The following is a 25,862-nucleotide window of genomic DNA, read 5'->3' as shown; positions in this document are numbered from 1 at the left end:
TGCCGCAACGGGCCTTTTGCATTGGTGAGCCGCCCATGACTTCCGCCCTTCACACCTCCTCCATCACGTCGCTGCCGCTGCTGGCGCGCGGCAAGGTCCGCGACAACTACGCCGTCGGCAGCGACCGCATCCTGATGGTGGCGAGCGACCGCCTGTCGGCGTTCGACGTCATCATGGGCGAGCCCATTCCCGGCAAGGGCGAGCTGCTCACGAAGATGGCGCTGTTCTGGTTCGGCAAGCTGGGCCACGTGTGTCCCAACCACCTGACCGGCGAACCGCCGGAAAGCGTCGTCACGCCGGCGGAAGCGCCGCAGGTCACCGGACGCTCGATGCTCGTGCGGCGCCTGAAGCCGATCCCGGTGGAAGCCGTGGTGCGTGGCTACCTGGCCGGCAGCGGATGGAAGGAGTACCAGGAGTCGCAGTCGGTGTGCGGCGTCGCGCTGCCGCCCGGCCTGAAGAACGCGAGCCCGCTGCCCGAGCCGATCTTCACGCCGGCGCACAAGGCGGAGATGGGCCAGCACGACGAGAACATCGGCTTCGACGAAGTGGTGCGCATCGTCGGGCCGCAACTCGCGGCGCAGATCCGCGACACCAGCATCGCGCTGTACCGGGAGGCGGCGGCGTTCGCCCGGACCAAGGGCATGATCATCGCCGACACCAAGTTCGAGTTCGGGCTGGACGAGCAGGGCCGGATGGTGCTGATGGACGAGGTGCTGACGCCCGATTCGTCGCGTTACTGGCCGGTCGAAGGGTACGACGAGGCGTTCCGCGCGGGCGCCAATCCGCCGAGCTTCGACAAGCAGTTCGTGCGCGACTGGCTGGAGCAGGTGCGCATCAACGGCAAGCCCTGGGACAAGACGCCGCCCGCGCCGCGCCTGCCGCAGGACGTGATCGAGAAGACGTCCGCGAAGTACCGCGAGGCGCTGGACCGGCTGCTTGCCTGAAGGCGGTCACCCGGCCGCAGAGGTCGGCCTTCAACTCAGCACGACGCTCGACAAGCGCCGGCGATAAGTCGCCACCGTCGGATCGTCGGGCGGTATCTGGCCTTCGGCCACCTTCGGCTTCGGCGGCTCGATGATGTCCAGGATCGCGATGAAGGTCTTGCGCGCCAGCTCCTCGTTCCAGGACTTGTCGCGCATCAGGATCTCGAGCAGTTCGTCCATCGCCTTGGTCCACTGCTGCTGCGCCATCAGCAGCCGCGCCTTGCCGTGGCGCGCATCGAAGTCGCGGCGGTTGGCGGCGATCTTCGCGTCCAGGTCCGCCATGGCCGCCGGGCCGTCGGCGCCTTGCGCGAAGTCGAGCGCATCCATCCAGCGCTGCAGCGAATCGAACCGGCGCACGGCCGGCACCTTGCCGATCACCGGCGCGAACGCCACCTTGGCGTCATCGGTGCGCCCCGCCAGCAGCAGGTTCTTGACGTACTCGAAGCGGGCGTCGTCGTTCGCGGGATCGGTCGCCACCGCGTGCTGCAGCTTCTCGAGTTGCGAGCCGGCGTCACCGGGCGCCTCCTCCTCGAGGAACTCCTCCTCGGCTTCCGGTGCCGGCGGCAGGTGCTTGTCCAGGAACTCCTTGATCTTGCCCTCGGGCAGCGCGCCCATGAAGCCGTCGACCGGCTGGCCGTCCATCAGCAGGATGCAGGTGGGGATGCTGCGGATGCCGAAGGCGGCAGCGAGCTGCTGCTCCTGGTCGGAGTCGATCTTGACCAGCTTGAAGCGGCCGCCGTACTGCGTTTCCAGCTTTTCCAGCAGCGGGCCGATCACCTTGCAGGGGCCGCACCAGGTGGCCCAGAAGTCCACCAGCACGGGGACGGACCTGGAGGCGGTGATCACCTCGGCTTCGAAGTTCTGCAGCGTGACGTCGATCATCGGGGCTTCCTGGAGTGCAAACCAATAAAATTGCGGTCTTTGGGAATTTTATGGACCATCGCGCCACCCTCGCGCGCTGCCTCGCCGGCAGCCACTGCGCCGACGCCCTGCGGCGGGAGGCGGCATGAGCGCCGTCCAGGTCCAGGTCGGCGTGGTGATGGGTTCCAGCAGCGACTGGGACACCATGCAGCACGCCGTCGCCATTCTCCAGGAATTCGGCATCGCGCATGAGGCGCAGATCGTTTCGGCCCACCGGATGCCGGACGACATGTTCGCGTATGCCTCGGCCGCGGCCGGGCGCGGCCTGAAGGCGATCATTGCCGGTGCCGGGGGCGCGGCCCACCTGCCGGGCATGCTCGCGGCGAAGACGCCGGTGCCGGTGCTGGGCGTCCCCGTGCCGAGCCGGCACCTGCAAGGCGTCGATTCGCTCCACAGCATCGTGCAGATGCCCAAGGGGATCCCGGTGGCGACCTTCGCCATCGGCGCCGCCGGCGCCGCCAACGCCGCGTTGTTCGCGGTGGCGATGCTGGCCAGCGAGCAGCCGGCCCTGCGGGCACGGCTCGAGGCGTATCGTGTGCGGCAGACGCAGGCGGCCCGGGACATGACGCTGCCGCCGGCCGGAGCGGCCTCGTGACGGTCATCCTGCCGGGCGCAACGCTGGGCGTCATGGGCGGCGGCCAGCTGGGGCGCATGTTCGTGCACGCAGCGCAGCGGCTGGGCTATTTCACGGCGGTGCTCGATCCGGATCCGGCCAGCCCCGCCGGGCTGGTGAGCCATTACCACGTCAAGACCGGTTACCTGGACCAGGACGGCCTGGCGCAGCTGTTGCAGCGCAGCGCGGCGATCACGACCGAATTCGAGAACGTGCCGGCCCCCGCGCTGGCGACGCTCGGCGCCCACCGTCCGGTCGCACCCGGTCCCGATGCCGTCGCCATTGCGCAGGACCGGGCCCAGGAGAAGGCGCATTTCATCCGCTGCGGGGTGGCGTGCGCACCGCACGCGGTGCTCGAGAGCGCGTCCGACCTCGAGCGCGTGCCGGAGCACCTCCTCCCCGGCATCCTGAAGACCTCGCGCCTCGGGTATGACGGCAAGGGCCAGTTGCGCGTGGCGACGCGCGACGAACTCGCCCGCGCGTGGGACGATCTGAAGAAAGTGCCTTGCGTGCTCGAGCAGCTGCTGCCCCTGGCGGCCGAGTGCTCGGTGATCGTGGCGCGCAGCCACGACGGCGCCATGGTGCACCTGCCGGCCCAGTGGAACCTGCACCGGGGCGGGATCCTCGCCGTGACCGAAGCCGGGACCGGTGCCTTGCCAGAGGCGACGGCCGCCCGCGCCATCGAGGCCACCCGAGCCATCGCCGACGGCCTGCGCTACGTGGGCGTGCTCTGCGTGGAGTTCTTCCTGTTGCAGGACGGCTCCCTGGTCGTCAACGAGATGGCGCCGCGTCCGCACAACAGTGGCCACTACAGCATGGACGCGTGCGACGTCTCGCAGTTCGAGCTGCAGGTGCGCACGCTGGCCGGGCTGCCGCTGGTGCAGCCGCGCCTGCACAGCCCGGCCATCATGCTCAATCTGCTGGGTGACCTCTGGTTCTCCGGCGGCGCCGAAGCGCCGCCGCCGTGGGAACAGGTGCTCGCCCTGCCCGGCGTGCACCTGCACCTGTACGGCAAGCTCAGCGCGCGTCCGGGCCGCAAGATGGGGCATCTCACAGTGACCGGCGCCACGACCGATGCAGTGCGCGGCATCGCACTGCAGGCGGCTCGCGTGCTGGGCATCGAGCCGTTCTGAGGGAGCAGGCCTTGATCGTCGACGGCCGCGCTCCTGCCGGCATCGCGCAGGCGGTGCGGACGCTCGCCGCCGGCGAACTGGTCGGCGTTCCCACGGAGACGGTGTATGGCCTGGCGGCCGATGCCGACAACGAAGCCGCCGTCGCGAAGATCTTCGCCGCCAAGGGGCGGCCCAGCGATCACCCGCTGATCGTGCACGTCGCCGATGCCGCCGCGGCGCCGCACTTCGCCGCCGCGATCCCGGAGTTCGCGAGCCGGCTGATCGCCGCCTTCTGGCCGGGGCCGTTGACGCTGATCCTGCCGCGCCGTCCGGGGCGCGCTGCCGCCGCGGCGGGCGGACAGTCGTCGATCGGGCTGCGCTGTCCGGCCCATCCGGTGGCGCATGCCTTGCTCCTGGCGTGCGCGAACGCCACGCCGCCGATGGCCGGCCTGGCGGCGCCCAGCGCCAACAAGTTCGGACGCGTCAGCCCCACCACGGCGCAGCACGTGCGCTCGGAGTTCGGCGACGGCCTGCTGGTGCTCGATGGCGGTCCGTGCGACGTCGGCATCGAGTCGACCATCGTCGACTGCACCCGGGGCGTGCCGGTGCTGCTGCGTCCGGGCGTGCTGACGGTGGACGCCGTGAGCGCAGCCTGCGGCCAGCGGCTGCTGCTGCCGCAGGAAGCGGCGCAACCGCAAGCCGCGCCGCGCGCCTCCGGCACGCTGGAGTCACACTATGCGCCGCGGGCGACCGTGCGGCTGATGGACGCGCGTTCGCTGCGCACGGCGCTGGCCGTCCTCGGGCCCGACGCCCCGCGGATCGCCGTGTATGCCCGCTCGGCGCTGCACAGCGATTCGCATCAGGTGCTCCTGCGGCGCATGCCCGGCGACCCGGCGCAAGCCGCACGCGAGCTGTTCGCCGCCTTGCGCGACTTCGACGATGCCGGCGTGCAGTTGATCTGGGTGGAAGCGCCGCCGGCCGGCCCGGAGTGGGACGGCGTGCGCGACCGGCTGCAGCGGGCATCGGTGCGCTAGGAGCCGCGCCGGGCGCGCTGCCGCCTCGTTACACTGGCGTCCCAGCCTTTTGGAGAATCGCTCATGTCTTGTGTATGGATGCGCCGCGCCCTGCTCGCCGCGGCCAGCGCCGCGGTGCTGGTGCTGGCGGGCTGCGGCTCGGGGACCATCGAATCCGAATTGCACCCGTCGCGCATCGTCACCTTCGGCGACGGCCTGGCCGACGTGGGCCAGACCGGTTCGAGCTACACGGTCAATGACGGCGGCATCGACATCTGGACCCAGCACGTCGCGCTGAGCTTCGGCGTCGACCTCAAGCCGGCCGCCGCGGGCGGCACCGCGTTCGCGACGGGCAATGCGCGCGTCAGCCGCAAGCCGGACGCCGCCGGCAACGGCGCGACGCCCACGGTCGCCGAGCAGATCGATGCCTTCCTGGCGCGCGGCCCGATCGGCGCCACCGACGTGCTGATCGTCAATGCCGGCACGGCCGACGTGGTGGCCGAGATGGCCAGGGTCACGGCGGGCACGCAGACGCGCGACCAGATGATGGAGGAACTGAAGCAGGTGGGCCGCGACCTGGCCGCCCAGGTCCGCCGGCTGGTGGACGCCGGCGCGCCGCATGTCGTCGTGGTCGGCACCTACGACCTCGGGCGCTCGCCCTGGGCCCGCGCGACGGGCCAGGAGCAGCTGTTGTCCGATGCCAGCGCCCGCTTCAACGAACAGCTGCTGGTGGCCATGGTCGACCTGGGCCGCAACGTGCTGTACGTCGACGCGCCGCTGGTGTTCAACATCATGGTCGCGGAGCCCAGCGTCTACGGCATGACCAATTCGGTCGATCCCGTCTGCACTTCGGTGGATCCCGGCCCGGGGATCGGCACCGGGGCCGGGCAGGTGAATTCGGCCCGCTGCACGACGGCCACCGTGCCGGCGAACGTGAACTACAACCTGTTCGTCTTCGCCGATCGCATCTACCCGACGCCGGCGGCGCATCGGGCCTTCGGCGACTACGCCTACACCCGCATCCGGCAACGCTGGTGATACGCAGGCCGGAAGAAAGCGCCCCGCGGGGCGCTTTTCTTCTGGTGCCGCTGGCTCATCAACGCACCGTGTTGAACAGCGCCCGCGCCTGCGCGTGGCACAGCGGCGGCTCGTAGGTGCCGTGGTAGTTGGCGTAATAGGTGGCGAACGCCGCGCTGGCGGGATCGGCCGGTGCCTGGCCGTTCACGCCGAACGCCGCCCTGACCATCGGGTCGACGTCCACTGAAGTGACGTTCGACAGTCCGCGGCTGGCGAAGTCGGCCTGCGCCACACCCATGTGCAATGCGCCCGGGACGGTCGGGTCACCCGCGCCGCCGCACAGCAAGGTGCGCGACCGCGGGTTCCAGCCGAGCAGGTCGTTCTTGCGCGCCGCCTGCACCACCGCGTTGTCGGGATTGGTCTGGATGTCGGCCAGGAAGGCCGGCTGGAAGACCAGGTCGCGCGCCTGGTCAGGGCTGACGCCCGGGCCGCCCGGCAAGGTGCCGCTGGTCACCAGCGTGGCGTACGTCATGGTCGGGTTGGGCAGCAGCGTCTCGATGTAGTTCGAGTACGGCGCCTTGAACGCCTGGGTCACGCTGCCGTACAGGTTGCCGTAGACCTTCTGCCAGGCCGTGACCAGGAACGGCACGAAGAACTGGTAGCCGGCGATGGCGTTGGTGAGGCGCATCGAGCCCGACAGGTTGTAGGGGCCTGCGAGATGGGCTGCTGCCGCGATGCCGATCTCGCTTCCCAGGTCGCGCTCGATCGCGCGTTGCGCGGCCATCGAAGCGTGGCCGCCCTGCGAGTAGCCCGTCAGCATCACCTTGCCGGACAAGGCGGCGCCCTGGGAAGGGGCGGCGTTGCGCGCCGCGCGGATCGAATCGATGACGCTCGCCGCCTCGCTCTCGGCGTGCAGGTAGGGGTGGAAGCTGTAGGTGGACTTGGCGTACCCGAGATAGTCGGTTGCGACGACGGCGTATCCCTGGGCCGCATACATGGCGGCGAGCAGGAAGGTCTCGGTGTCGGTGGGGTTGGCGAGCGTGCGCGGCTTCTGCACGTCGGTGCCCTTGGCGTAGGCTACCAGCGGGTGGCTCGCCGCGGCGCAGGCACCGGCCGGCACGAGCATCGCGGCGGAGGCGTTCGCCTCTTCGCCGTTCACGCCCACGGTCGCATAGTGCAGCTGCGTGACCTTGACATCGCACTGTGCCGGCCCGCTCAGTGCCCGCAGGCCGCTGGATTGGGTGGCGGCATCGATCTGCGCCGCCGACAGGGTGGCCACCGTCTGCGGCGGTTCGAGCAGTGCGCCGCGGTCATTGCCGCCCCCGCCACCGCACGCCGCCACCAGAACGGCGGCAGCGACGGCCGTCAGGGCATGGAATTTCCTCATGGTGTCTCCTTGGTATGAAGCTCCCGGCTGGCGGGGCGCCTCATCCTAGCGAAGCCCTGCCGATCCGGGCGCGCCATTCGGGTTTGTCCTGCCACGCGCCCGCCCCGTCGGACTCAGCGGTAGCGCAGTTTCATCGCCAGGATCGCGAGCGCCAGCGCCAGCGTGATCCCGTTCGCGGCGACGATCGGCCAGGCGCCGAGCAGGAGCCCGTACAGCAGCCACAAGGCGACGCCGCACGCGAAGACCGAATACATGCCCAGCGAGATCCCGCTCACGTCCCGGGTGCGGAAGGTGTGCCAGGCCTGCGGCACGAAGCTGAACGTGGTCAGCACGGCGGCGAGGCCGCCGACGAATTCCGTCCACCCGCTCATCGGTCGCGCGCCGTCCATTCCACCAGCGCTGCGATCGCCGGCCGGATCGCGGCGGCGTGCGCGTGGTTCGCGATCGCGACCAGCACGTAGCGGCGGCCGCTGGCGCCATGGACGAACCCGGCGACGCCGGCCACGTCGCGCAGGCTGCCGGTCTTGAGGTGGGCCAGTCCGGCGCCGTCGCCGCGGGCGCGGCGCATCGTGCCGTCGACGCCCGCCAGAGGCAGCGACGACAGCAGCTCGGGCATCAATGGCGAGCGCCACGCCAGTTGCAGCAGCGCACCGAGTTGCCGGGCGCTGATGCGCTCTTCGCGCGACAGCCCCGAACCGTTGCCGAAGTTCGGTACGTCCGGGCCACCGATCCGGTCGCGCCACCACCGGCGCAGGACCTCGCGCGAGCCCTCGAGCGTCCCGGTGCCGTGCTGCTGCAGGCTCAGCGTGAGGAACACCTGTTGCGCCATCACGTTGTTGCTGTACTTGTTGAGGTCGCGCACGATCTCGGCCAGCGGCGGCGAATGCCACTCGAAGGCGGGCGCCAGGCCGGGCGGAACGCTGCCGTCGCGCACGCGGCCGCCGAGCCGTCCGCCGACCTCATGCCAGGTGCCCGCGATGGCCCGTCCCGCGAAGGCTGCGGGGTCGGCATACGCCAGGGGCCAGGCCCGTTCACCACAGGCCGCAGGATACGCGCCGGCGAAGCGGATGCGTGCGGGCTCGCTGAAGTCCGCCTTGAGCCCGCCGCGCCAGTCGCCGCATGCAACCCGCGAAAGTGGCACCGTCGACGGAATGCGCACGCCCGCCAGCGGCGGCTCGACGTGGACGCGCGCCTGGCCTGCCTGCGGCGTGAACGTCAGCACCAGCGACCTGAAGTTCACCAGCAGCGCATCGGGGGCCGCGTTGTACGGCCGCAGCGGCTCGCCGTCGAACGCCGCCGGGTCGGCCGCCACTGCTTCGAAAGCGCTGCGATCGAGCACGATGTCGCCGGCGATGAAGCGGATGCCCAGCCCCTGCACCCGCCGCAGCAGCAGCCAGAGCCGCTCGGCCACCAGCTTGGGATCGCCGCCGCCCTTGAGGTAGAGGTCGCCATGGAGGGTTCCGTCGCGCACCGGTCCGTCGAGATAGACGCCGGTGGTCCAGGTGAAGGCGGGCCCGAGCAGTTCCAGCGCAGCCACCGTGGTGGCAAGCTTGGCAATCGACGCCGGGTTCACGGCCACCTCGGTGCGGTGGCTCACGCGCGGCGGCAGGGCCGCATCGGCGTCCGCCACGAGCACCGTGACGGCATCGACGGGCAAGCCGCCCCGGGCCAGCGCCGCCTCGACTTCCGGCGGCAGCGCTTGGGCCCGAACCGAAAGGGACGCGAGAATCAGCAGCAGGGCGACGCAGCGGGGCAGCGGCATCCGGGGATTATCCCGGGCCTCGATAATCACGGGTTCCCGAAAGCCGCTGCTTGAACCTGCTCGCCCTCGACACCAGTACCGAAGTGTTCGCCATCGCCGTCCAGCGCGGCGGCGAGGTGTTCCGGCATGAAGCGCCGGGTGGCGCCCAAGCCTCCGCGGCCCTCATCCCCGCCATCCAGCGCCTGCTGGCGCAGGCCGGCCTGACGCTCCCGGAGCTCGACGCGATCGTGTTCGGCCGCGGTCCGGGCTCGTTCACGGGCCTGCGCACCGCCTGTTCGGTGACGCAGGGGCTCGCCTTCGGCGCCAACGTCCCGGTGCTGCCGGTGGAAACCTTGCTTGCCGTGGCGGAGGATGCGCGAGCGCGGGCCGGCGTGACCCGGGTGGTGGCGCTGCTGGACGCGCGCATGGACGAGGTCTATGTCGCTGCCTACGAGTGGGATGGCCGCGTGTGGCACCGTGATGGCGGGATCGCCCTGCATGCGCCGCAGACCGTGGCAGTGCCGCCCGGCTGGGCGATGGCAGGCAACGTCTTCACCCCCTACGGCGGCCGCCTGCCGCCGGGGCCGCGGGTCGACGCTTTGCCGAGCGCCACCGCGCTGCTGCGGCTCGCGCCCGCACTCCTCGGCGCCGGGGAGGCCGTGGCCGCCGACGGCGCCCTGCCTCTGTACATTCGCGATAAAGTGGCCCAGACGACGGCCGAACGCGCCGCCGCCCGCGCCATGCCGAGTCAATGAGTGCCTTGCCGAACACCGCCGAAGCCTCCCTGGAGCCCATGTCCGAGGACCGGCTGGGGCCGGTCGTCGCCCTCGAGCAGCGGGTGTACGCGCATCCGTGGACCCAGGGCAATTTCGTCGATTCGCTGCGCGCCGGCTATCACGCCCGCATGCTGGTGGCCGCCAGCGAGCTCCTGGGGTATTACGTGGCGATGAAGGGGGTCGACGAGGTGCACCTGCTCAACATCACCGTCGCGCCGGAACACCAGCGGCAGGGCTGGGGCCGCCTGATGCTCGACGCCCTGGCGCTGTGGGCCCGCGCCGAAGGCTCCCAATGGCTGTGGCTGGAGGTGCGCACCAGCAATGTCCACGCCCAGCGTACGTACGAGCGCTACGGCTACCGCCGCGTGGGCGAGCGCCGCAACTACTATCCCGCCGGCGCCGGCAAGCGCGAGAACGCGGTCGTCATGAGCCTGAAGCTATGACGCTGGCCCTCGACGAGCGCCGCCGCGCGATGCTGGCCGAGATGGGGTTGGCCGGGTTTTCGGTGCTACCGCCTGCGCACGCCGAGCGGACGCCGCCCGCACAAGTGCAGTGCGCGCCGCCATCACCGGCCCCGCGCCCGGCTCCGGTGCAGCCGCAGCCGCGGCAGCCAATCGCGTCGCCTGCGGCAACCGCCACGCCGCCGGCCGGTGCGATGCCGCTGCTGTCGTGGGAGGAACTGCGGCAGGCCGTGACCGAGTGCCGTGCCTGCGGCCTGTGCGACAGCCGCACCAACACGGTCTTCGGCGTCGGTGACCCGCAGCCCGACTGGCTGGTGGTGGGCGAAGCGCCCGGCGAGCAGGAGGACCTGCAGGGCGAGCCGTTCGTCGGGCAGGCCGGGAAGTTGCTGGACAACATGTTGCGTGCGATCGGGCTCGACCGCCAGCGCAAGGTCTACATCGCCAACGTCCTCAAGTGCCGTCCGCCGGGCAACCGCAACCCGGATCCGGCCGAAGTCGCCCAGTGCGAGCCCTTCCTGCGCCGGCAGGTCGAGTTGCTCCGGCCGAAGATCATCCTGGCCATGGGGCGCTTTGCCGTGCAGTCCCTGCTGGGGAGCGCCGAGCCGATCGGCCGGCTGCGCGGCCGCGTGCACCGATACCAGGGCGTGCCGCTGGTCGTCACCTACCACCCGGCCTACCTGCTGCGCAACCTGCCGGAAAAGGCCAAGGCGTGGGCGGACCTGTGCCTGGCGCTCGAGCAGCTGCGCGGTCAGGCGGACACGGGTTCCGGCAGCAGCGGCTTGTAGGCCCGCGGCGCGATCGTGCGGGCCGCGTAGTCGATCCCGCTGAACGTGGCGTAGTCGGCCACGGAGCGCACGCTCCCGAGCCCGTAGACGCCCATGGGCCGGCCGGCAACGAGCGCCGCCAGCCGCGCACGCGAGCGCTGCTCCAGGCTCCACCAGGTGCGTTGCCGCAGCGCCTCGTGCGCGGCATCCCAGTGCATCGGCCGCGGCGGACCCCCGGCGTCCGGGTTGTTGTAGAGGTGATAGACCGGCAGGCCCGGGACGTGGAAGACGTCCCAGCCATGCGTGAACAGCCGGATCGCAATCCCCTGCTCCTCGCCGTGGAAGTAGAACCAGGGGTCGTACGGAAACGCATCGACGAAGCTGCCCGGCGCGAACAGGCAGCCTGCCCCGACGTGAAAACCCGGCAGTGGCTGGTCGACCGGCGCCGGGTGAGCTTCGAAGCCGAGCACCGGGTGCTGCGGATCGAAGGCGGCGCCCGGCTTCACGACATGCGCCAGCACCTTGTCGGTGGCGGGCCGGCGCACCGGCCGGCCCTGGTCGAAAACAAAGGAGTTCGGATACGAGGACAGCACGACGCCGCGCCGGCCGGCGACCAGCGCGCTCGCCTGGTCGATCAGCCGCTCGTCCCAGCCGGCATCGAAATCCATGTGGGAGTCGATCTGGAAGAACCAGTCCTCTCCCTCGTACAGCGACATCGCGAGCGCCCGCGCCCAGCACGGCCCGCGCGCGTAAACGGGTTCGAGCTTCACGTAACTCAGGCGCGCCGGCTGCAGTTGCGCCGCGGCCGGTTGGGGCGCGGCGGCAGGGCTCTGGTCGACGATGCCGAAGTGCAGGCTGTCCGGCCGGCGCGCGGTCGCCAGCGCCCGCCCGAGCGTGAAGCCCAGGACGGGATCGCAATAGGAAGCGATGCTGACGAAGATGCTCATGGAACCGACGGGCAGCGCCATCCCGACGCTGCTCGTCCGATGGTAACCAGCGAAGGCAACGGATTTTCCGCCGCGGCGTGGCGTTTACGAGATTGCGGACGCCTGTAACGCCGTGTTAGCGTTGCGCCCCACCTCAGCGCGAGGAGGGGCAGCGCGCGCCTGCGTGGCAGAGCCGCCGTTCCTTTTTCGGGAGGAACATCGTGACCCGCTCTTTGTCCAGTTCCGTCGAAAACGGCGCCGGGGGATCGTCCCCGTCGCGCGCCCTCAGGCGGCCGTGCTCTGCCGTGCGGCGTCGTGGCTTCAACAGATCAGTAACAAAAGGTGTTGCCACGATGGGACCTGCTGGTGAACTAGCGCACGGAACTTCTGCAACACGGTCCTCGCGATGCGTCGGTCGTGTAACCGTGTGCTACCTTTACAGCAGACTGGGGGGTACCTGCGCGCCTTTCGGGAGCCTCCTTCCAAAGGCCACTTCGGGGACATACATCCGTGGATAAGACCAACATCAGGGCAGCGGCGGCGGCCGCCGTCCCGCGCCGCGCGTCGCGTCCGGTCCAGGCAAGCCCCAGCCGCAGCCTGCGTCACCCGCTGGCCGCCGGGTTCCGTCCCGCCAGTGTGGCCCTGGCGCTGGCGGCAGCCTTCGTTCCCTACGGCGACGTGCTGGCGCAGCCAGCCGGCGCGCAGGTGATCCATGGGCAGGCCAACCTGCAGCAGCAAGGCAATTCGCTCGTCGTCACGACCCAGAACGGACCGGGGTCGCGGCATTCGGCGATCAATTGGCAGAGCTTCTCGGTGCCCGGCGGCAGCCTGACGCACTTTCGCCAGCCCGACGCGGGCAGCACCTCGATCAATCGGGTTCTGGGCAACAACCCCAGCGCCATCTTCGGCACGCTGAGCTCCAACGGCCGGCTGGTCGTCGTCAATCCGTCCGGCATCGCCGTGGGCGCTGGCGCGGTGGTGGACACCGCCGGCTTCACGGCCTCCACCCTGCGCATGAGCGAGGCCGACGCGCTGGCCGGGCGGCTGATGTTCGGCGGTGGAGACGCTGGCGCGCTCAAGGTGGATGGCACCGTGATCGCGCGGCAGGGTGATGCCGTCTTCATTGCGCCGCAGATCCACGTGGGCAGCGGCGCGCTGGTGCAGGCCCCCGGCGGCGGCACGCTGCTGGCGGCGGGCCAGTCGGTCGAAGTGACGGGGCGCGGCCTGGAGGGGATCCGGCTGCACGTCCAGGCGCCCGCCGACCGGGCGGTGAACCTCGGCGCGCTGCAAGGCGATGCCGTCGCCATCTTTGCCGGGCAGCTGCAGCACAGCGGACTGGTGCAGGCGACCGGCGTAACGGTCGACGGGGGCAAGGTGGTGCTGAAGGCCACCGGCGCCGCCGAGATCGCCGGCACGATCGCCGCGACCCAGGGGACCAAGGGTGGCCGGGTCCACGCCACGGCGCCCGACCTCATGGTCCGGGGCAATGCGCTGGTGGACGTCAGCGGCCAGCACGGCGGCGGCGAAGCGCTGCTGGGCGGTGGCTGGCAGGGCAAGGACGCACGGATCGCAAATGCGCAGCGCACCACGCTGGAGGCCGGGGTGCAGGTCAAGGCGGACGCGATCGCAAGCGGTGACGGCGGCACCATCGTGGCCTGGTCCGATGGGGCGACGCGCGTCCGGGGTTCGCTGTCCGCGCGCGGCGGCGCGGGCGGCGGCGACGGCGGCAGGATCGAGACCTCCGGTCACTACCTCGACATGCGCGGCCAGGTGGACACGCGCGCGCCGCAAGGGCGCACGGGCAGCCTGCTGCTCGATCCGACGAACATGTACGTCGCGGAGGCCCTGCCGGACGGCGCCGCGTCCGAATCGCTTCTCTTGCCCAGCGTTCTCAAGAGCTCGCTTGAGACGGCCGCCGTAACGCTCACGACCGCCAACGATGGAGCGAACGAGGGGTACATCAAGGTCTTGAGCAAGATGGAATGGGCCTCGCCGCATGGTCTGACCCTGGAGGCCGACGGCGAGATCGCCATCAATGCACCGATCGTCGCGACGGGTGCCGGCGGATTGACGCTCGATGCCAAGGGTCCGATTTCGCAAACGGAGCCGATCACGGCGGCCAGCCTGGTCGCGTTGTCGCGCGAGAGCAGCGTGACGCTGGACAACATCGGCAACAGCGTCGGCGTACTGGCCGGATCGGCGGCTGCCGGCGGGTTCAGTTTCACCAATTCGCAAGGATTCGCGGTCGGCAAGATCGGCTTGACCGAAGGGGTCAAGGCCCAGAACCAGGCGGTGAACCTGCGCGCCCTGGCCGGCAACCTCGTGCTCGCCGACGGGATTCAGGCGATCGACACCGGGGTCGGCGGCGGCAGCGTCGGCCTGAAAGCCGAGACTGGCAGCGTGACCCAGGGGCCGGGAACGACGGTCGCGACGCACACGCTGGAGGTCGCGGCAGCGCAGTCGATCGACCTGCAGGGCGACAACACGATCAATTCGTTCTCGGCCACGCAGACCGGCAGCACCGGATCCATTGTTTTCGTGGGCCGGGCACCCGTTGCGTCCTGGGAGCTGGCCGGCGTCAGCCAGGCGGCACCCGATTCGTCGGTGTCGATCCGCTCGACGGGTTTCGGCACGATCAACGTCACGGGGGCGGTCACGACCGGCGGCGGCGCCGCCGTCAGCATCGAGGCGGAAAGCGGGCTGGTCCTTGACGCCCCGGTGAACGGCAGCGAGGTGCTGCTGAAAACCACCAGCTCCGGCGCCGGCATCACGCAGAGCAACGGCGGTGCGGTCAGTGCCAGCAACACGCTGACGGTGATCGCGGGCGGCGACGTCGACCTGACTGCGGCGTCCAACGAGGTGGCCACGCTGGCCGGCCGCGCCGGCACCGTGGAGACCAACCACTCGTTCAAGTTCTCCAACAGCGGCGACTTGAGCATCGGCAGCGGCCAGGAGGGCGCGAGCGGTGTCATGGCGAGCTTCACGGACCGCGCCCTCGGTGGCCTCGTCCGGCTGTCGGCCAGCGGCGCGCTGACCCAGACGGCCGCCGGCGGTCTTGCCGGCAGCGAAGTGTTCGCGGAAGGCGCCTCGGTCGACCTGACCACGGCGACCGGCGGCAACACCACCGGCGTCGTCGCGGGTCGCGCCACCGCCGGTGATTTCAGGTACGCGAGCTCCAACCCGATTCTGGTCTCCAGCGTCGCCGGGTATGCAGGCATCGAAGCGGCCGGATCGCTCAAGCTCTCCAGCAGTCTGAAGGGCGACGCCGAACGTCCGGTCACGCTGGACGTCGAGCAGGCAATCAAGGGCAAGTCGGTGACGCTGGAGGCGTCGTCCGGCGCCTTGTCGGTGCGGGCCGATGTGACTTCCACCGACGGCAACGTCGACATTCGTGCTTACGGCGACGTCGTGTTCCCGGGTGCGTCCGCGCCCACTGTCTCGGCGGCCGGAGGTGGGATATCCGTTACGGCGGGCGACGAGGTTCTTGGCGGCACGGCCGGCGCCATCAAGGGACAAGGCAATTTCCGGACCGGCGGCGGAGTCGCCGGCACCGTGATGCTGGACGCGCAAGACGAAATCTCGTTCGGCTCGATCGACACTGACGGGTGGTCGAGCAGCGCCGCCGGTGGCGCCGTGACCGTGACGTCCACCGCCGGCAGCATCGTCGGCCACTCCATCTACGCCAGCGGCGGCGCCGGTGCGGATGGCGGCTCCGTCAACGTCACCGCGACGGCCGGAACGAAGGTCGACCTGTACTACGTCGAGTCGACCGGCGGCTATTCGTCCGAGGCGGCCGGTGGCAAGGGCGGCGCGGTGACCATCACCGCCACCGCGGGATCCGTGGTCATCGGCGATGAACTGCTGGTCAACGGCGGCGGCAGCGGCAACGCCAATGGGGGCGATGGCGGCAGCGTGACGATCGTCGCGGGGCAGGACATCCTGCTCGGCGAGTTCCCGTCCGCGGAGCTGGCGTACGGGCGATCCGTCTATGTCGACGCCGGCGGCGGCGGCGGCCTGGTTGGCGGCCTGGGAGGGCTCGTCAAGCTGGACGCTTCCCAAGGCAAGGTCGCGGTGTACGGGCAGCTCCGGGCCGAGGGCGGCTATGGCCAGACGGGCGGCCAGGGTGGCACGGTAACGGTCCTCGCCAGGGACGCACTGACCATCGCTGGCGGCATCAACGTCGACGGCGGGGACGCGGGGTGGATCGAGAGTTCCGGCCAGGACGGCGGGAACGGCGGACAGGTCACCATCGAGTCGACCGCCGGTGCCGTGACGCTGACCGGCAACCTGTATGCGCGCGGTGGCTGGGGCGACGAAGGTCCCGGCGGCACCGGCGGCACCGTGGGAATCAGCGCCGCCCAGCAGGTCGTGATCGGAACGGACGCCGCCACCGCCCACATCGACGTGAGCGGAGGTTCCTCGAATGCTGGTGAGGTGACGGCGGCCGGCGGCGCCGGCGGCGGCGTCACGATCCGGTCCGGCGCCGGCGGCGTCACGCTGGTGGGCTGGATCGACGGTGAAGGCGGCGACAGCGACACCGGTCCAGGCGGCAAGGGCGGCTCGGTCACCATTACCGCCGCGCAGGACATCGTCCTCGGCAGCACCACGTATTCGACTGGCATCGATGTGGGCGGCGGCTCCAGCGATGCTGCCGGCGGCCGGGCCGGCGACGGCGGTTCCATCGTGATGGAGAGCACCGGCGGCGCCGTCTCGGTGCGCGGATGGCTCGAGGCCGACGGCGGCGACAGCTACGGCGGCAGCGGCGGCAACGGCGGGACGGTGACCGTGGACGCGGCGACCGGCCTCGGTATCCAGTACATCAGCGTGGGCGGGGGCTATGCCGAAGACAGCTCCTTGGCCGGCGGCGGCAAGGGCGGCGCCGGTGGCACCGTCACGCTCACTTCGGCCGGCCCGGTCGCGGTCGACGCCATCTACGCCTACGGCGAAGACAGCGACACCGGCGGCGGTGGCAAGGGCGGCACGGTGACCATCAGCAGCGGCCAGGACGTCAGTGTCGGCAACGTCGAAGGCGAAGGCTACGGCTACATCGGCGTGTATGGCGGAGACTCCTGGAACCCCTCGCCGGTCGCGGGCGGCGCGGGTGGAACCATCACCATCACTGCACTGACCGGCAGGGCGCTGGTCTACGGCAGGCTCGACGCGGACGGCGGCGACGCCGACGGCGCCGGAACGGGTGGCACTGGCGGCACGGTGACGGTCCAGGCGAGAGATGAACTCCTCATCCGGGACGCTTCGGCCCGCGGCGGCTGGGGCGGCTATGGGTCCCTGACGGCAGGCGGCGGTGGCGGCGTGGGCGGCACGATCGCGCTCACTCAGACGGCCGGCACGCTGCAGCTGCGCGAAGGGGCGGATCTGGACGTCAGGGGCGGGGGCGGCGGTTACGCCGACGCCGGGAGCGCCGGCGCGGGTGGAGCGGGTGGGACCATCACGGTCACCGGGCCGCAGGTGGCGATCGAACCGGCCGTCTGGTTCTCTGCAGATGGCGGTTACGGAGGCTATGCCTACGCCGGTGCCGGAGGCGCGGGCGGCAAGGGCGGCACCATCAACGTCATCGGCGACGCCGGCGTGACGCTTGCGTCGTCGCAATTGCGCGCCAGCGGCGGTGACGGCGGCGACGGCACCACGCATGGCGGCACCGGTGGCGATGGCGGCGTCATCAACATCACGAGCGACAACGGTGGCGTGCAGGCCGGCAGCGGCAGTTACGTGGCGGCGCCTGGCGGCTGGGGCGGATACAGCTCCGGCACGACGTCCGCCGACTTCGGCGGCAATGGCGGCGCGGGCGGGAGCATCACCGTCACCGCGAAGGGCTCCAGCAGCCTGGGCGGCTACCTGTACGCCCCCGGCGGCGACGGCGGCTCCGAGAGCATCGGCAGCGCCACGGCCGGCAACGGCGGGGCCGGTGGCAGCGTGACCATCACCGTTCTGGCTCCTCCCGACGCCACCACGGCACCGACGCTGGCTCTTGCCGGCGTGGTCGACGTCGGCGGCGGCGCCCCCGGCTATCCTGCGCCCACCGTCACCCCATCCCCGACCGGCAGTCCTGCTCCCGCGCCCAGTCCGTCCCCAGGACTGCCCGGAACCCAGGGCGCCACCGGCATCTTCACTGCCTCGGCGGCCGGCGGCACCAGCGTGACCGAAGACCTCACCGTGTACGGCCGATGGATCAACCCGGGCAACCTGCTGCTCGCCGACAACCTCGACTTCTCGACCTACGTGGTGGGCGAGCTGCAGAACAGCGGGACACTCACGGTGAACGGGTCCCTGGACATCGACACCTATGACGGCTTCTCCAATGGGGTGGGCAGCCTCTCGAACCAGGGCACGCTGAAGGGGGCCGGCACGATCCTCGCCAACGTCGTCAACAACGGCATCGTCGCTCCCGGCAACTCGCCCGGCATCCTGTCCATCCAGGGCGACTATCAGCAGGGTGCGGCGGGGACGCTGCAGGTCGAAGTCGAGAGCAACGCCCCCGGCACCGGGTACGACCAGCTGAACGTCACCGGCAACGTGGCCCTTGGCGGGACGTTGCAGGTGATCAGCACCTACGCGCCCAACGAAGGCGATGCGTTCAACGTCATTGCCACCGCCGGTGCGGTGAGCGGCGCCTTCACCACGACCACCATTCCGGTGAGCTACGCCGGCCTGGTCAAGATCGCCAACGCCGTCGTCACGCCGGCGCCGACCAGCCCACCGCCGACCAGTTCCCCGCCGACGGCGGAGCCCACGCCCGAGCCTACCGTGGCGCCGACTCCCTCGCCGACACCACAACCGACACCGGAGCCCACGGCGGCGCCCACGCCGGCCCCGACCCCGGCCCCGACGGCAGCTCCCACGCCGGCACCGACGCCCGCACCCACTCCCGCACCGACGCCGGAGCCCACGGCCGCGCCGACGCCGGCACCCACCGAAGCCCCCACGCCGGCGCCGACGGCGGCACCCACTCCCGCACCGACGCCGGAGCCCACGGCCGGGCCGACGCCCGCGCCGACCCCGCCACCAACGGCGGCCCCGACCCCGCAGCCGACGCCTGCGCCCACACCGGAACCGACACCGGCTCCTACGCCGGCTCCTACGCCGGCTCCCACGCCGGCCCCCACGCCGGCTCCTACACCGGCTCCTACGCCGGCCCCTACGCCGGCCCCTACCCCGGCGCCGACGCCAGTGCCGACCCCGGCACCGACTCCGAAGCCCCTGCCACCGCCGACGCCCGCGCCCACGCCGGCGCCGACGGGGTCGGCCGCCGACCGCATCGCGCCGATGCTGAGCGGCAACCAGGCGCTGGCCGAACAGGTGGTCACGGAGAGCAACACCCCGCTGCAGACCTTCGTCACGTTGCTGGTGCAGGAGCAGCAGCACCAGGAGCAGCAGGCACGCGAGGAGCGCCGCGAGGAGCGGGAGAAGGAACGCGACAAGAACAAGGACGAGAAGCGCTCCGACGACATCGTCATCGACGGCGACACCTGCCGTCCTTGAGCCGGGCCTGGCCGGCCCGCAAGCCGCCGGTCCCGGGGCGGGCGCGCCGCCTGATTTGCCGCTCCAGGAGCCGTGTGCTAAGTTGATCTGCGGGGCCACGGATGTAGCGGCAAGAGCCCCATCAGAGCAGGTTCGGGGAGGCTACTGCGGGAGCATCCGTGGACCATTCGACCATCGCGCCGGCGGCTGCGCCGGCCGGGCGCCGCGCGCCGCCAGTCGCCGCTCCGCGGCCCAGCCGCGCTCCGGCGATCCACCCGATTGCCGCGGGCTTCCGGCCGGCCGGACTCGCGCTGGCGGTGGCCGCGGCCTTCATGTCCGTGGGCACCACTGCGTTCGGGCAACCGGCGGGGGCGCACGCGATCCACGGGCAGGCCAGCCTCCAGCAGCAAGGCAGTACGCTGGTCGTGACCACGCTGAACGGCCCGGGCACGCGTCACTCGGCCATCGACTGGCAAAGCTTCTCGGTGCCGGCCGGCACGACCACGCAGTTCCGGCAGCCTGACGCACGCAGCACGTCGATCAATCGCGTCCTCGGCGGCAATCCGAGCGCGATCTACGGCACGCTGGCCTCCAACGGCCGGCTGGTGCTGGTGAACCCGTCCGGGATCGCCGTGGGCGCCGGCGCCGTCGTCGACACTGCCGGCTTCACGGCCTCGACGCTGCGCATGGCCGATGCCGACGCGGTGGCGGGGCGTCTCATGTTCGGCGGCGACGCGGCCACCGCCGGCGTGCTCCAGGTCGACGGGCACGTGCTCGCGAGAAGCGGTGACCTGGTGCTGGTCGCGCCGCGGGTGCAGGTCGGCACGCCCGCGCTGCTGCGCTCCCCCGAGGGCGCCACGCTGCTGGCTGCCGGACAGAGGGTGGAACTCACGGGGCGCGGCCTGGAGGGGATCTGGCTGCAGGTGCAGGCTCCCGGCGACCAGGCGATCAATCTCGGCACGCTGCAAGGAGATGCGGTCGGGATCTTCGCCGGACACCTGAACCACAGCGGACTGGTCCAGGCCAAGGGCGTGACGGCCAGCGGCGGGAAGGTGGTGCTGACCGGCGGCCGGAGCGCGGAGATCTCGGGTACCGTCGCGGCGACGCAGGGACGGCGCGGTGGCGAAGTGCGTGCCACTGCCGAATCGCTGATCGTGCGCAGCGGCGCGGTCGTCGACGTGAGCGGAGCCGAAGGCGGTGGACAGGCCCTGGTCGGCGGCGGGTGGCAAGGCGGCGACGCGGGCATCCGCAATGCGAAGAACACCACCGTCGAAGCCGGTGCCGTGATCCGGGCCAATGCGCTGGAGCGCGGTGACGGCGGCACCGTGGTGGTGTGGTCCGACGAGCTGACGCGAGCGGGCGGGCAGATCGAATCGAGGGGCGGCGTGCACGGCGGCAACGGCGGCGCCGTGGAGACGTCCGGCAAGAGGCGACTGGTGTTCCGTGCGACCGTCGATACGACGGCGCCGCAAGGCATGGCCGGCTCGCTGCTGCTCGATCCGCTGGACATCACCATCGCCGACGGGACAGGCGGCGCCAACGACGCAGCGCTCGCGGACAACGCGGTCGATCTCGCGGACGTCGATTCCACTTCGAGTGCGACGATCTCCGAGCAGGCCCTCGAAGCCCTGAGCGGCACCGTGACGCTGTGGGCGGATCGCGACGTGATCTTCCAGCCACTCGCCGACAGCACGTTGAACCTCGCGGGCGTGGGTCCGGGCCAGTCCTTCACCGTTTCGGCCGGCGGCAGCATCAAGGGTCCGGACGTCTGGATCGCCACCGGCGGCGGCGGCGTGACGATGAGCACCCTGGGCGGCAAGATCGAAGCCGGGGGCATCGCGACCAAGGGCGGCGCCGTGAACCTGAACGCCGGCGGCGCGGCGGGAAGCATCATGGTGAGCGAGATCAGCACCACGCCGGCGGCCGGCGCCGGCGGCGACATCACGCTGACCGCGGGTGGGTCCTCCATCAAGCTGGGCGGTTTCAGCCTCATCGGCGACATCCTGACGGGCAGCAACATCAGCGCGGCCGGGGCCGGCGGCGGCAAGGGCGACGTGGCGCTGACGGCGTCGGGGCCCGTCTCGCTCGAGACCTACAGCACGCTCGTCGCCGACGACCTCAAGGTCGTGGCGACAGGCGGCATCGGCGACGGCTACGGCGGTCCCATGTGGATCGACGCCGCCCGGCTCAGCGCCGCCAATTCCGGCGCCGGCAACGTGGATTTCGCCCACGACGGCACCGGCACGCTCGCGGTCGCGGCGCTGTTGCCCACGGGTGGTCTTTCAAACACCGCGGGCGACGTGTCGCTGATCACCGCCCGCAGCCTCGCCGTCAACGCCAGCGTGCAGGCGAGCGGAGCGCTGACACTGGCGGCGGCCGGGACGGGATCCATGCTGTCCGTGGGCAGTTCGCTCGCGGGGAGCGCAATCACCCTGCAAGGCGACAGGCTGGACCTGTTCTCGGCCAGCACGATCGACTCGGGCAGCGGCCTCATGTGGCTCAAGCCGGCCACGGCGGGCCGCGCCGTCGAGCTCAACGACTGCTGCGATGCGAACGGCACCTTGCTGCAGATCTCGAAGGACGAACTGGCGAAGCTCACCGGCACCGGCGTGCTGCGCATCGGCTCGCTCGCTTCCGGCCCCCTCGCCGTCGTCGCGCCACTGGTCGCGCCGTTGCCGACCTTGTCGCTCCAGTCCGGCGAAAGGATCACGCAGACCAGCGACGCTGCGATCACGGCGACGAACCTCGCGGTGCAGGCAGTGAAAGGCGCCGACCTGGGCACGGCCGCGAACCAGGTGGCGAACCTCGCCGCCGCGCCCGGCGATCCGGGCAACATGGACCACCCGTTCGTGTTCGCGAACGGCACCGCGCTGAAGATCGCGAGCGGCGTGGATGGCATCGACGGCGTCTGGACCACCGACCAGCCGCTCGACCTGAAGGCCTCCGGCGCCACGCTGCAGGTCATCGCCCCGGTGAGCGCGGGCACCGGCAGCGTCAGCGTGGTGGCGGGCACCGTGGCCGTGTCCGCTACCACCATCAGCGGCGGCACCGTCAGCATCCAGGCCGAGGACGGCATTTCCGTGAGCGGCGCGCAGCTGACGGCCGCCAGTGGCGGCATCGTGCTGCAGGCGACGGGCACCGATGCCCAGGTGGCCTTGACCGGCGCGAAGCTCACGGCGACGCAGGGCGACGTCGACGTCACGGCACCGGCGGGCAAGGTGTCCCTGGCCTCAGCGTCCGAAATCATTGCGGCCACCGGTGCCGTGTCGCTCCTCGGCGGCGGCACCTTTACCACTTTCCTCGATGCGACGTTCCCGTCCGGCACGTTCGTGTCGGACTCCTCGCTCTCTGCAGCCGGCGACATCAAGCTGGAGGCGCCGAACGCGCAGGTGAACGTCGACGGCTCGACGGTCGCTTCCTCCGCCGGACAGGCACTCCTGCGCGCCGGTGGAACGACCGCGCCGGCCTTCGACGCCGTCGTGCTGCAGTCCTCGACCGTCGCTTCGGCCGGCGCAGCCGGCGTCGCCGTGCAAGGGTTCTCGAGCAGCGCCGACACCGGCGCCGGCGTACGCATTGCCGGCAGCACGCTCTCGGCGAGCGGAACGGCGGGCCCGGTGACCGTGGTCGGCACGGGCGACAGGTATGGAGCGCTGATCTACGGAGGCTCGGCGCTGGAGACCAGCGGCGGCTCGCTGACGGTAAGCGGCGCCAGCCCCTACCTGGGCCTGCACCTCCACGAAAGCAGCGCCAGCAGCGGGGGCGGCGGGCTGACGGTGGCCAGCGATTCGATCCTGAACGTCAGCGCCAGCACCCTCGCCAGCGGCGGCGGGATGCTTGTCGTCGCGGGCGGCAATGCGGCGGCGGCGCTCGGCGTCGAGGTACGCGGCGGCTCCACGCTCAACGCCGGGACCGGCACGCTGGTCATCAACGGCGAGGCCGGGACCGGCGCGGGCGTGTGGCTCGACACCAGTACCTGGGACGGGGCCGGCGTGCCGAGCACCGGCACGGCGCCGGTGACGATCAAGGCAGGCAGCCTGCTTATCACCGGGACGACGGCCACCGGCACCAGCGCGGTCGACGTGGGCAACGTCCAGGGACTTTCCGCCACCTCCTCGCTGCTGCTGCAGGCGACCGGCGGCGACCTGTCGCTGCGCGGCGCCACCATCGAGAACCAGGGGGCTGGGTCACTCTCGCTCCAGGCGTTGCTGCCCGAGACGCTGCCTTCCCCAGCGCCCACCGCGCCCCCCCGGATCTCGATCGACGCGGGATCCGCGGTGAAGAGCACCGGTGGCGGCCAGGTCGACCTGTTTGCCGACCGGATGCAGATCGCTGGGGCCGTGCAGGCGGGGGCGGGGCGCGTGCACGTGACGCCCGCCACGCTTGAACGCGCCATCTCGCTGGGGGGCTCGGATGAGGCTGGCAAGCTCACGTTGAGCGCGGCGGAGTTGAACCGCATTTCCGCCGGCACCGTCATGGTCGGCCCCGGCCTGCTGGGCAGCAGCAACATCGCGATCGAAGGGGACAACCCTGACGGAACAAGTTTCGTCACGATCACGGGTGCCCCGGCGCTGAGCCTCGTCACGGGCAGCGGCGGCAGCATCACGCAGGGCGCTCGCACGGTGCTGGCCGTGAGTCAGCTGAACCTTTCGGCCGGCACGGTCGCCCTCGACGAGTGGAACGACGTCCAGACCATCAGCGGCCGGGCGAGCGACACGGCTGGCGCGGGCTTCCGCTTCTCGAACGGCGGCGGCTCGGGTGACCTGGCGGTGGGAACCGTGGACGGGATGGCCGGGATCGACGGCGCCGGCGGCCTGCTGCCCGTGACGCTGCGCCAGGGGCTGGGCGGCATCACCCAGACCGCGCCCATCGCTGCTTCGACACTGGCGCTGGACGCCGCCGGCAGCGTCGCGCTGGTGCATCCCATGAACAGTTTCGCCGCGCTGAATGCATGGACCAGCGCCGGCGACATCGCGCTGGCGAACAGCAACACCGGCTCCACGATGCTCTCTGCGCGTGCCCCTGGCAGGATCTCGTACGGCGGCGCCGGTGCAGCGGTGATCGAATTGCTGCGGTCGGAAAGCAGCGCCACCGGCAGCGCGCCGGGCACCGCCGCCGTCAGCGTCGCCGCGACTTCCATCGAAGCGAAGCCATCGGGCGTCGAGGAACTGCCCGGCACGATCGACGCGACGGTCGACGGCTCCGTGGTCCTGGACGCGAGCGCCGGGCCGATCGGCGCCAGCACCCTGCCACTCACGGTGAACACCAGCGGCGGCGTGTGGTCGCGGGCAACGGGGGGCGTGTACCTCGCCACGGCGCGATCGCCCTTCGTTGTCGGCAACCTGCAGGCGGGTGCCGGGGCGGTGCTGGACGGTCCCGGCGGCGCCGCCGTGCTGGACTTGCGCCAGGCGACCAGCGACGGCCTGCTGCAGTGGAGCGGGTTCGGGTCGGCCACGCTCGGGTTGGGCGGCGGCAGCGTGAACGCCGCCGGTGGCATCAGCGGCGCGGGTGACCTCGCGGTTGCGGGCGTGTTGTCCCCGGGCGGGCCCGGCACCATCGGCTCGGTGAACGTCACCGGCAATCTCGACGTGCTGAGCGGGGCCAGCCTGCAGTTCGATTTCAACGGCAGCAGCCACGACGCGGTCAACGTCACCGGGAGCGTCAATTTCCCGACCGGCGGCGGCACCAGCGTGATCGTCGCGACCGCCTCCACCCAGCCTGCGCCGGGCAGTTACACGCTGATCGCCGGTGCGACGACCGGCAACTTGCCGGTGCTGTCAGGCAACGTCACCGGCGCCACGCTGGCATTCGGCTCGGTGCTGTTGAACGTGGCCACCCCCGCGCCGACCTTGCCGCCGGTGGTGGAGCCTTCGCCGCCGCCGACGGTGGCACCGACGCCGTCGCCCACACCTTCTCCTACTCCTTCGCCGACGCCGTCGCCCACGCCGTCACCTACGCCGTCACCTACGCCGTCACCCACGCCGTCACCTACGCCGTCACCCACACCTTTGCCGACACCTTCGCCGACCCCTCAGCCGACAGCGGAACCGACGATCGCTCCGACGGTGCAGCCCACTGCGCAGCCCACCATCGCGCCGACGATCGCGCCGACGCCGCAGCCTACGGCGGAGCCCACCATCGCGCCGACGCAGCAGCCGACGCCGCAGCCCACCCCGTCGCCGACGCCGCAGCCCACTCCCGGGCCGACGATCGCGCCGACCCCGCAGCCGACCCCGCAGCCGACCCCGCAGCCGACACCGCAGCCGACACCGCAGCCGACACCGCAGCCGACACCGCAGCCGACACCGGTGCCCACGCCGGTCCCGACGCCGGGACCGACGCCACCGCCGACCCTGGCGCCGACGCCTGTCCCGACGCCGGAGCCCCTGCCACCGCCCACGCCCGCGCCCACGCCGGCTCCCTCCGGTTCAGCCGCCGGTCGAATCGCGCCGATGCTCGGCGGCAACCAGGCGCTGGCGGAACAGGTGGTGTCGGAGCTGGCGAGCAATCCGCTGAATACCTTCGTCACGCTCCTGCTGCAGGAGCAGCAGCACCAGGAGCAGCAGGCGCGCGAGGAGCGCCGCGAGGAGCGGGAGAAGGAGCGCGAAAAGGACAAGGACGGCAACCGCTCCGGTGACATCGTCATCGACGGCGACACCTGCCGTCCGTGACCGC

Annotated in this window: 15 protein-coding genes; 10 read left to right on the top strand and 5 right to left on the bottom strand. The window is 71.4% G+C overall.

Annotated features, from left to right (window positions below; all coding sequences use genetic code 11):
- Positions 1-35 precede the first annotated feature (35 nt).
- Positions 36-944, top strand: coding sequence for a phosphoribosylaminoimidazolesuccinocarboxamide synthase (locus RAMLITH_RS24830; protein WP_168110155.1), 909 nt, complete (start codon positions 36-38; stop codon positions 942-944).
- A gap of 30 nt (positions 945-974) precedes the next feature.
- Here the strand turns inward: RAMLITH_RS24830 and trxA are convergent, their stop codons facing one another.
- Positions 975-1,865: a thioredoxin gene (gene trxA / locus RAMLITH_RS24825; protein WP_168110154.1), complete on the bottom strand. Its 891-nt coding sequence runs from the start codon at positions 1,863-1,865 to the stop codon at positions 975-977.
- A gap of 124 nt (positions 1,866-1,989) precedes the next feature.
- Between trxA and purE the strand changes: the two genes are divergently transcribed.
- The 4 genes from purE (at position 1,990) to RAMLITH_RS24805 (ending at position 5,680) form a co-directional block, all read left to right on the top strand.
- Positions 1,990-2,499, top strand: coding sequence for a 5-(carboxyamino)imidazole ribonucleotide mutase (gene purE / locus RAMLITH_RS24820; RefSeq protein ID WP_168110153.1), 510 nt, complete (start codon positions 1,990-1,992; stop codon positions 2,497-2,499).
- The gene (locus RAMLITH_RS24815; protein WP_337786207.1) at positions 2,496-3,650 is read left to right on the top strand and encodes a 5-(carboxyamino)imidazole ribonucleotide synthase; all 1,155 of its coding nucleotides are present in this window, start codon (positions 2,496-2,498) and stop codon (positions 3,648-3,650) included. Before purE ends, RAMLITH_RS24815 begins: the two co-directional genes overlap by 4 nt.
- A gap of 11 nt (positions 3,651-3,661) precedes the next feature.
- The gene (locus RAMLITH_RS24810; RefSeq protein ID WP_168110152.1) at positions 3,662-4,663 is read left to right on the top strand and encodes an L-threonylcarbamoyladenylate synthase; all 1,002 of its coding nucleotides are present in this window, start codon (positions 3,662-3,664) and stop codon (positions 4,661-4,663) included.
- Between the two features lie 63 nt (positions 4,664-4,726).
- A complete protein-coding gene (locus RAMLITH_RS24805; RefSeq protein WP_168110151.1) occupies positions 4,727-5,680 on the top strand; it encodes an SGNH/GDSL hydrolase family protein in 954 nt (317 codons plus the stop codon).
- Between the two features lie 58 nt (positions 5,681-5,738).
- On the opposite strand, the gene RAMLITH_RS24800 is transcribed toward RAMLITH_RS24805, so the two are convergent.
- The 3 genes from RAMLITH_RS24800 to dacB all read right to left on the bottom strand — a co-directional run bounded on the left by RAMLITH_RS24800 (position 5,739) and on the right by dacB (position 8,808).
- Complete coding sequence (locus RAMLITH_RS24800; RefSeq protein ID WP_168110150.1) at positions 5,739-7,046, bottom strand: lipase family protein; 1,308 nt, start codon at positions 7,044-7,046, stop codon at positions 5,739-5,741.
- 113 nt (positions 7,047-7,159) lie between these two features.
- A complete protein-coding gene (locus tag RAMLITH_RS24795; RefSeq protein ID WP_168110149.1) occupies positions 7,160-7,417 on the bottom strand; it encodes a SemiSWEET family sugar transporter in 258 nt (85 codons plus the stop codon).
- Positions 7,414-8,808, bottom strand: a complete 1,395-nt coding sequence (gene dacB, locus RAMLITH_RS24790; protein ID WP_168110148.1) for a D-alanyl-D-alanine carboxypeptidase/D-alanyl-D-alanine endopeptidase — start codon at positions 8,806-8,808, stop codon at positions 7,414-7,416. Before dacB ends, RAMLITH_RS24795 begins: the two co-directional genes overlap by 4 nt.
- 50 nt (positions 8,809-8,858) lie before the next feature.
- Between dacB and tsaB the strand changes: the two genes are divergently transcribed.
- The 3 genes from tsaB to RAMLITH_RS24775 are packed head-to-tail and all read left to right on the top strand — an operon-like array spanning position 8,859 to position 10,809.
- On the top strand, positions 8,859-9,542 hold the full coding sequence (gene tsaB, locus RAMLITH_RS24785) for a tRNA (adenosine(37)-N6)-threonylcarbamoyltransferase complex dimerization subunit type 1 TsaB (RefSeq protein ID WP_168110147.1): 684 nt from the start codon (positions 8,859-8,861) through the stop codon (positions 9,540-9,542).
- Complete coding sequence (rimI, locus tag RAMLITH_RS24780; RefSeq protein WP_168110146.1) at positions 9,539-10,006, top strand: ribosomal protein S18-alanine N-acetyltransferase; 468 nt, start codon at positions 9,539-9,541, stop codon at positions 10,004-10,006. Before tsaB ends, rimI begins: the two co-directional genes overlap by 4 nt.
- Positions 10,003-10,809: a uracil-DNA glycosylase gene (locus RAMLITH_RS24775; RefSeq protein WP_168110145.1), complete on the top strand. Its 807-nt coding sequence runs from the start codon at positions 10,003-10,005 to the stop codon at positions 10,807-10,809. The genes rimI and RAMLITH_RS24775 overlap by 4 nt, the downstream gene beginning before the upstream one ends.
- Here the strand turns inward: RAMLITH_RS24775 and RAMLITH_RS24770 are convergent.
- Complete coding sequence (locus tag RAMLITH_RS24770; RefSeq protein WP_168110144.1) at positions 10,773-11,756, bottom strand: GlcNAc-transferase family protein; 984 nt, start codon at positions 11,754-11,756, stop codon at positions 10,773-10,775. The two genes, RAMLITH_RS24775 and RAMLITH_RS24770, sit on opposite strands and share 37 nt — an antisense overlap.
- Before the next feature lie 468 nt (positions 11,757-12,224).
- On the opposite strand from RAMLITH_RS24770, the gene RAMLITH_RS24765 reads away from it, so the two are divergent.
- Complete coding sequence (locus RAMLITH_RS24765; protein ID WP_168110143.1) at positions 12,225-19,211, top strand: two-partner secretion domain-containing protein; 6,987 nt, start codon at positions 12,225-12,227, stop codon at positions 19,209-19,211.
- A 158-nt stretch (positions 19,212-19,369) separates the two neighbouring features.
- A complete protein-coding gene (locus RAMLITH_RS24760) occupies positions 19,370-25,858 on the top strand; it encodes a two-partner secretion domain-containing protein (RefSeq protein WP_168110142.1) in 6,489 nt (2,162 codons plus the stop codon).
- The last annotated feature ends 4 nt before the right edge of the window (positions 25,859-25,862 follow it).

This window comes from Ramlibacter lithotrophicus, from assembly GCF_012184415.1.
GTDB lineage: Bacteria > Pseudomonadota > Gammaproteobacteria > Burkholderiales > Burkholderiaceae_C > Ramlibacter > Ramlibacter lithotrophicus.
Note: the sequence above shows the minus strand (reverse complement) of the source record. Positions and strands in the feature narration are given on the sequence as shown.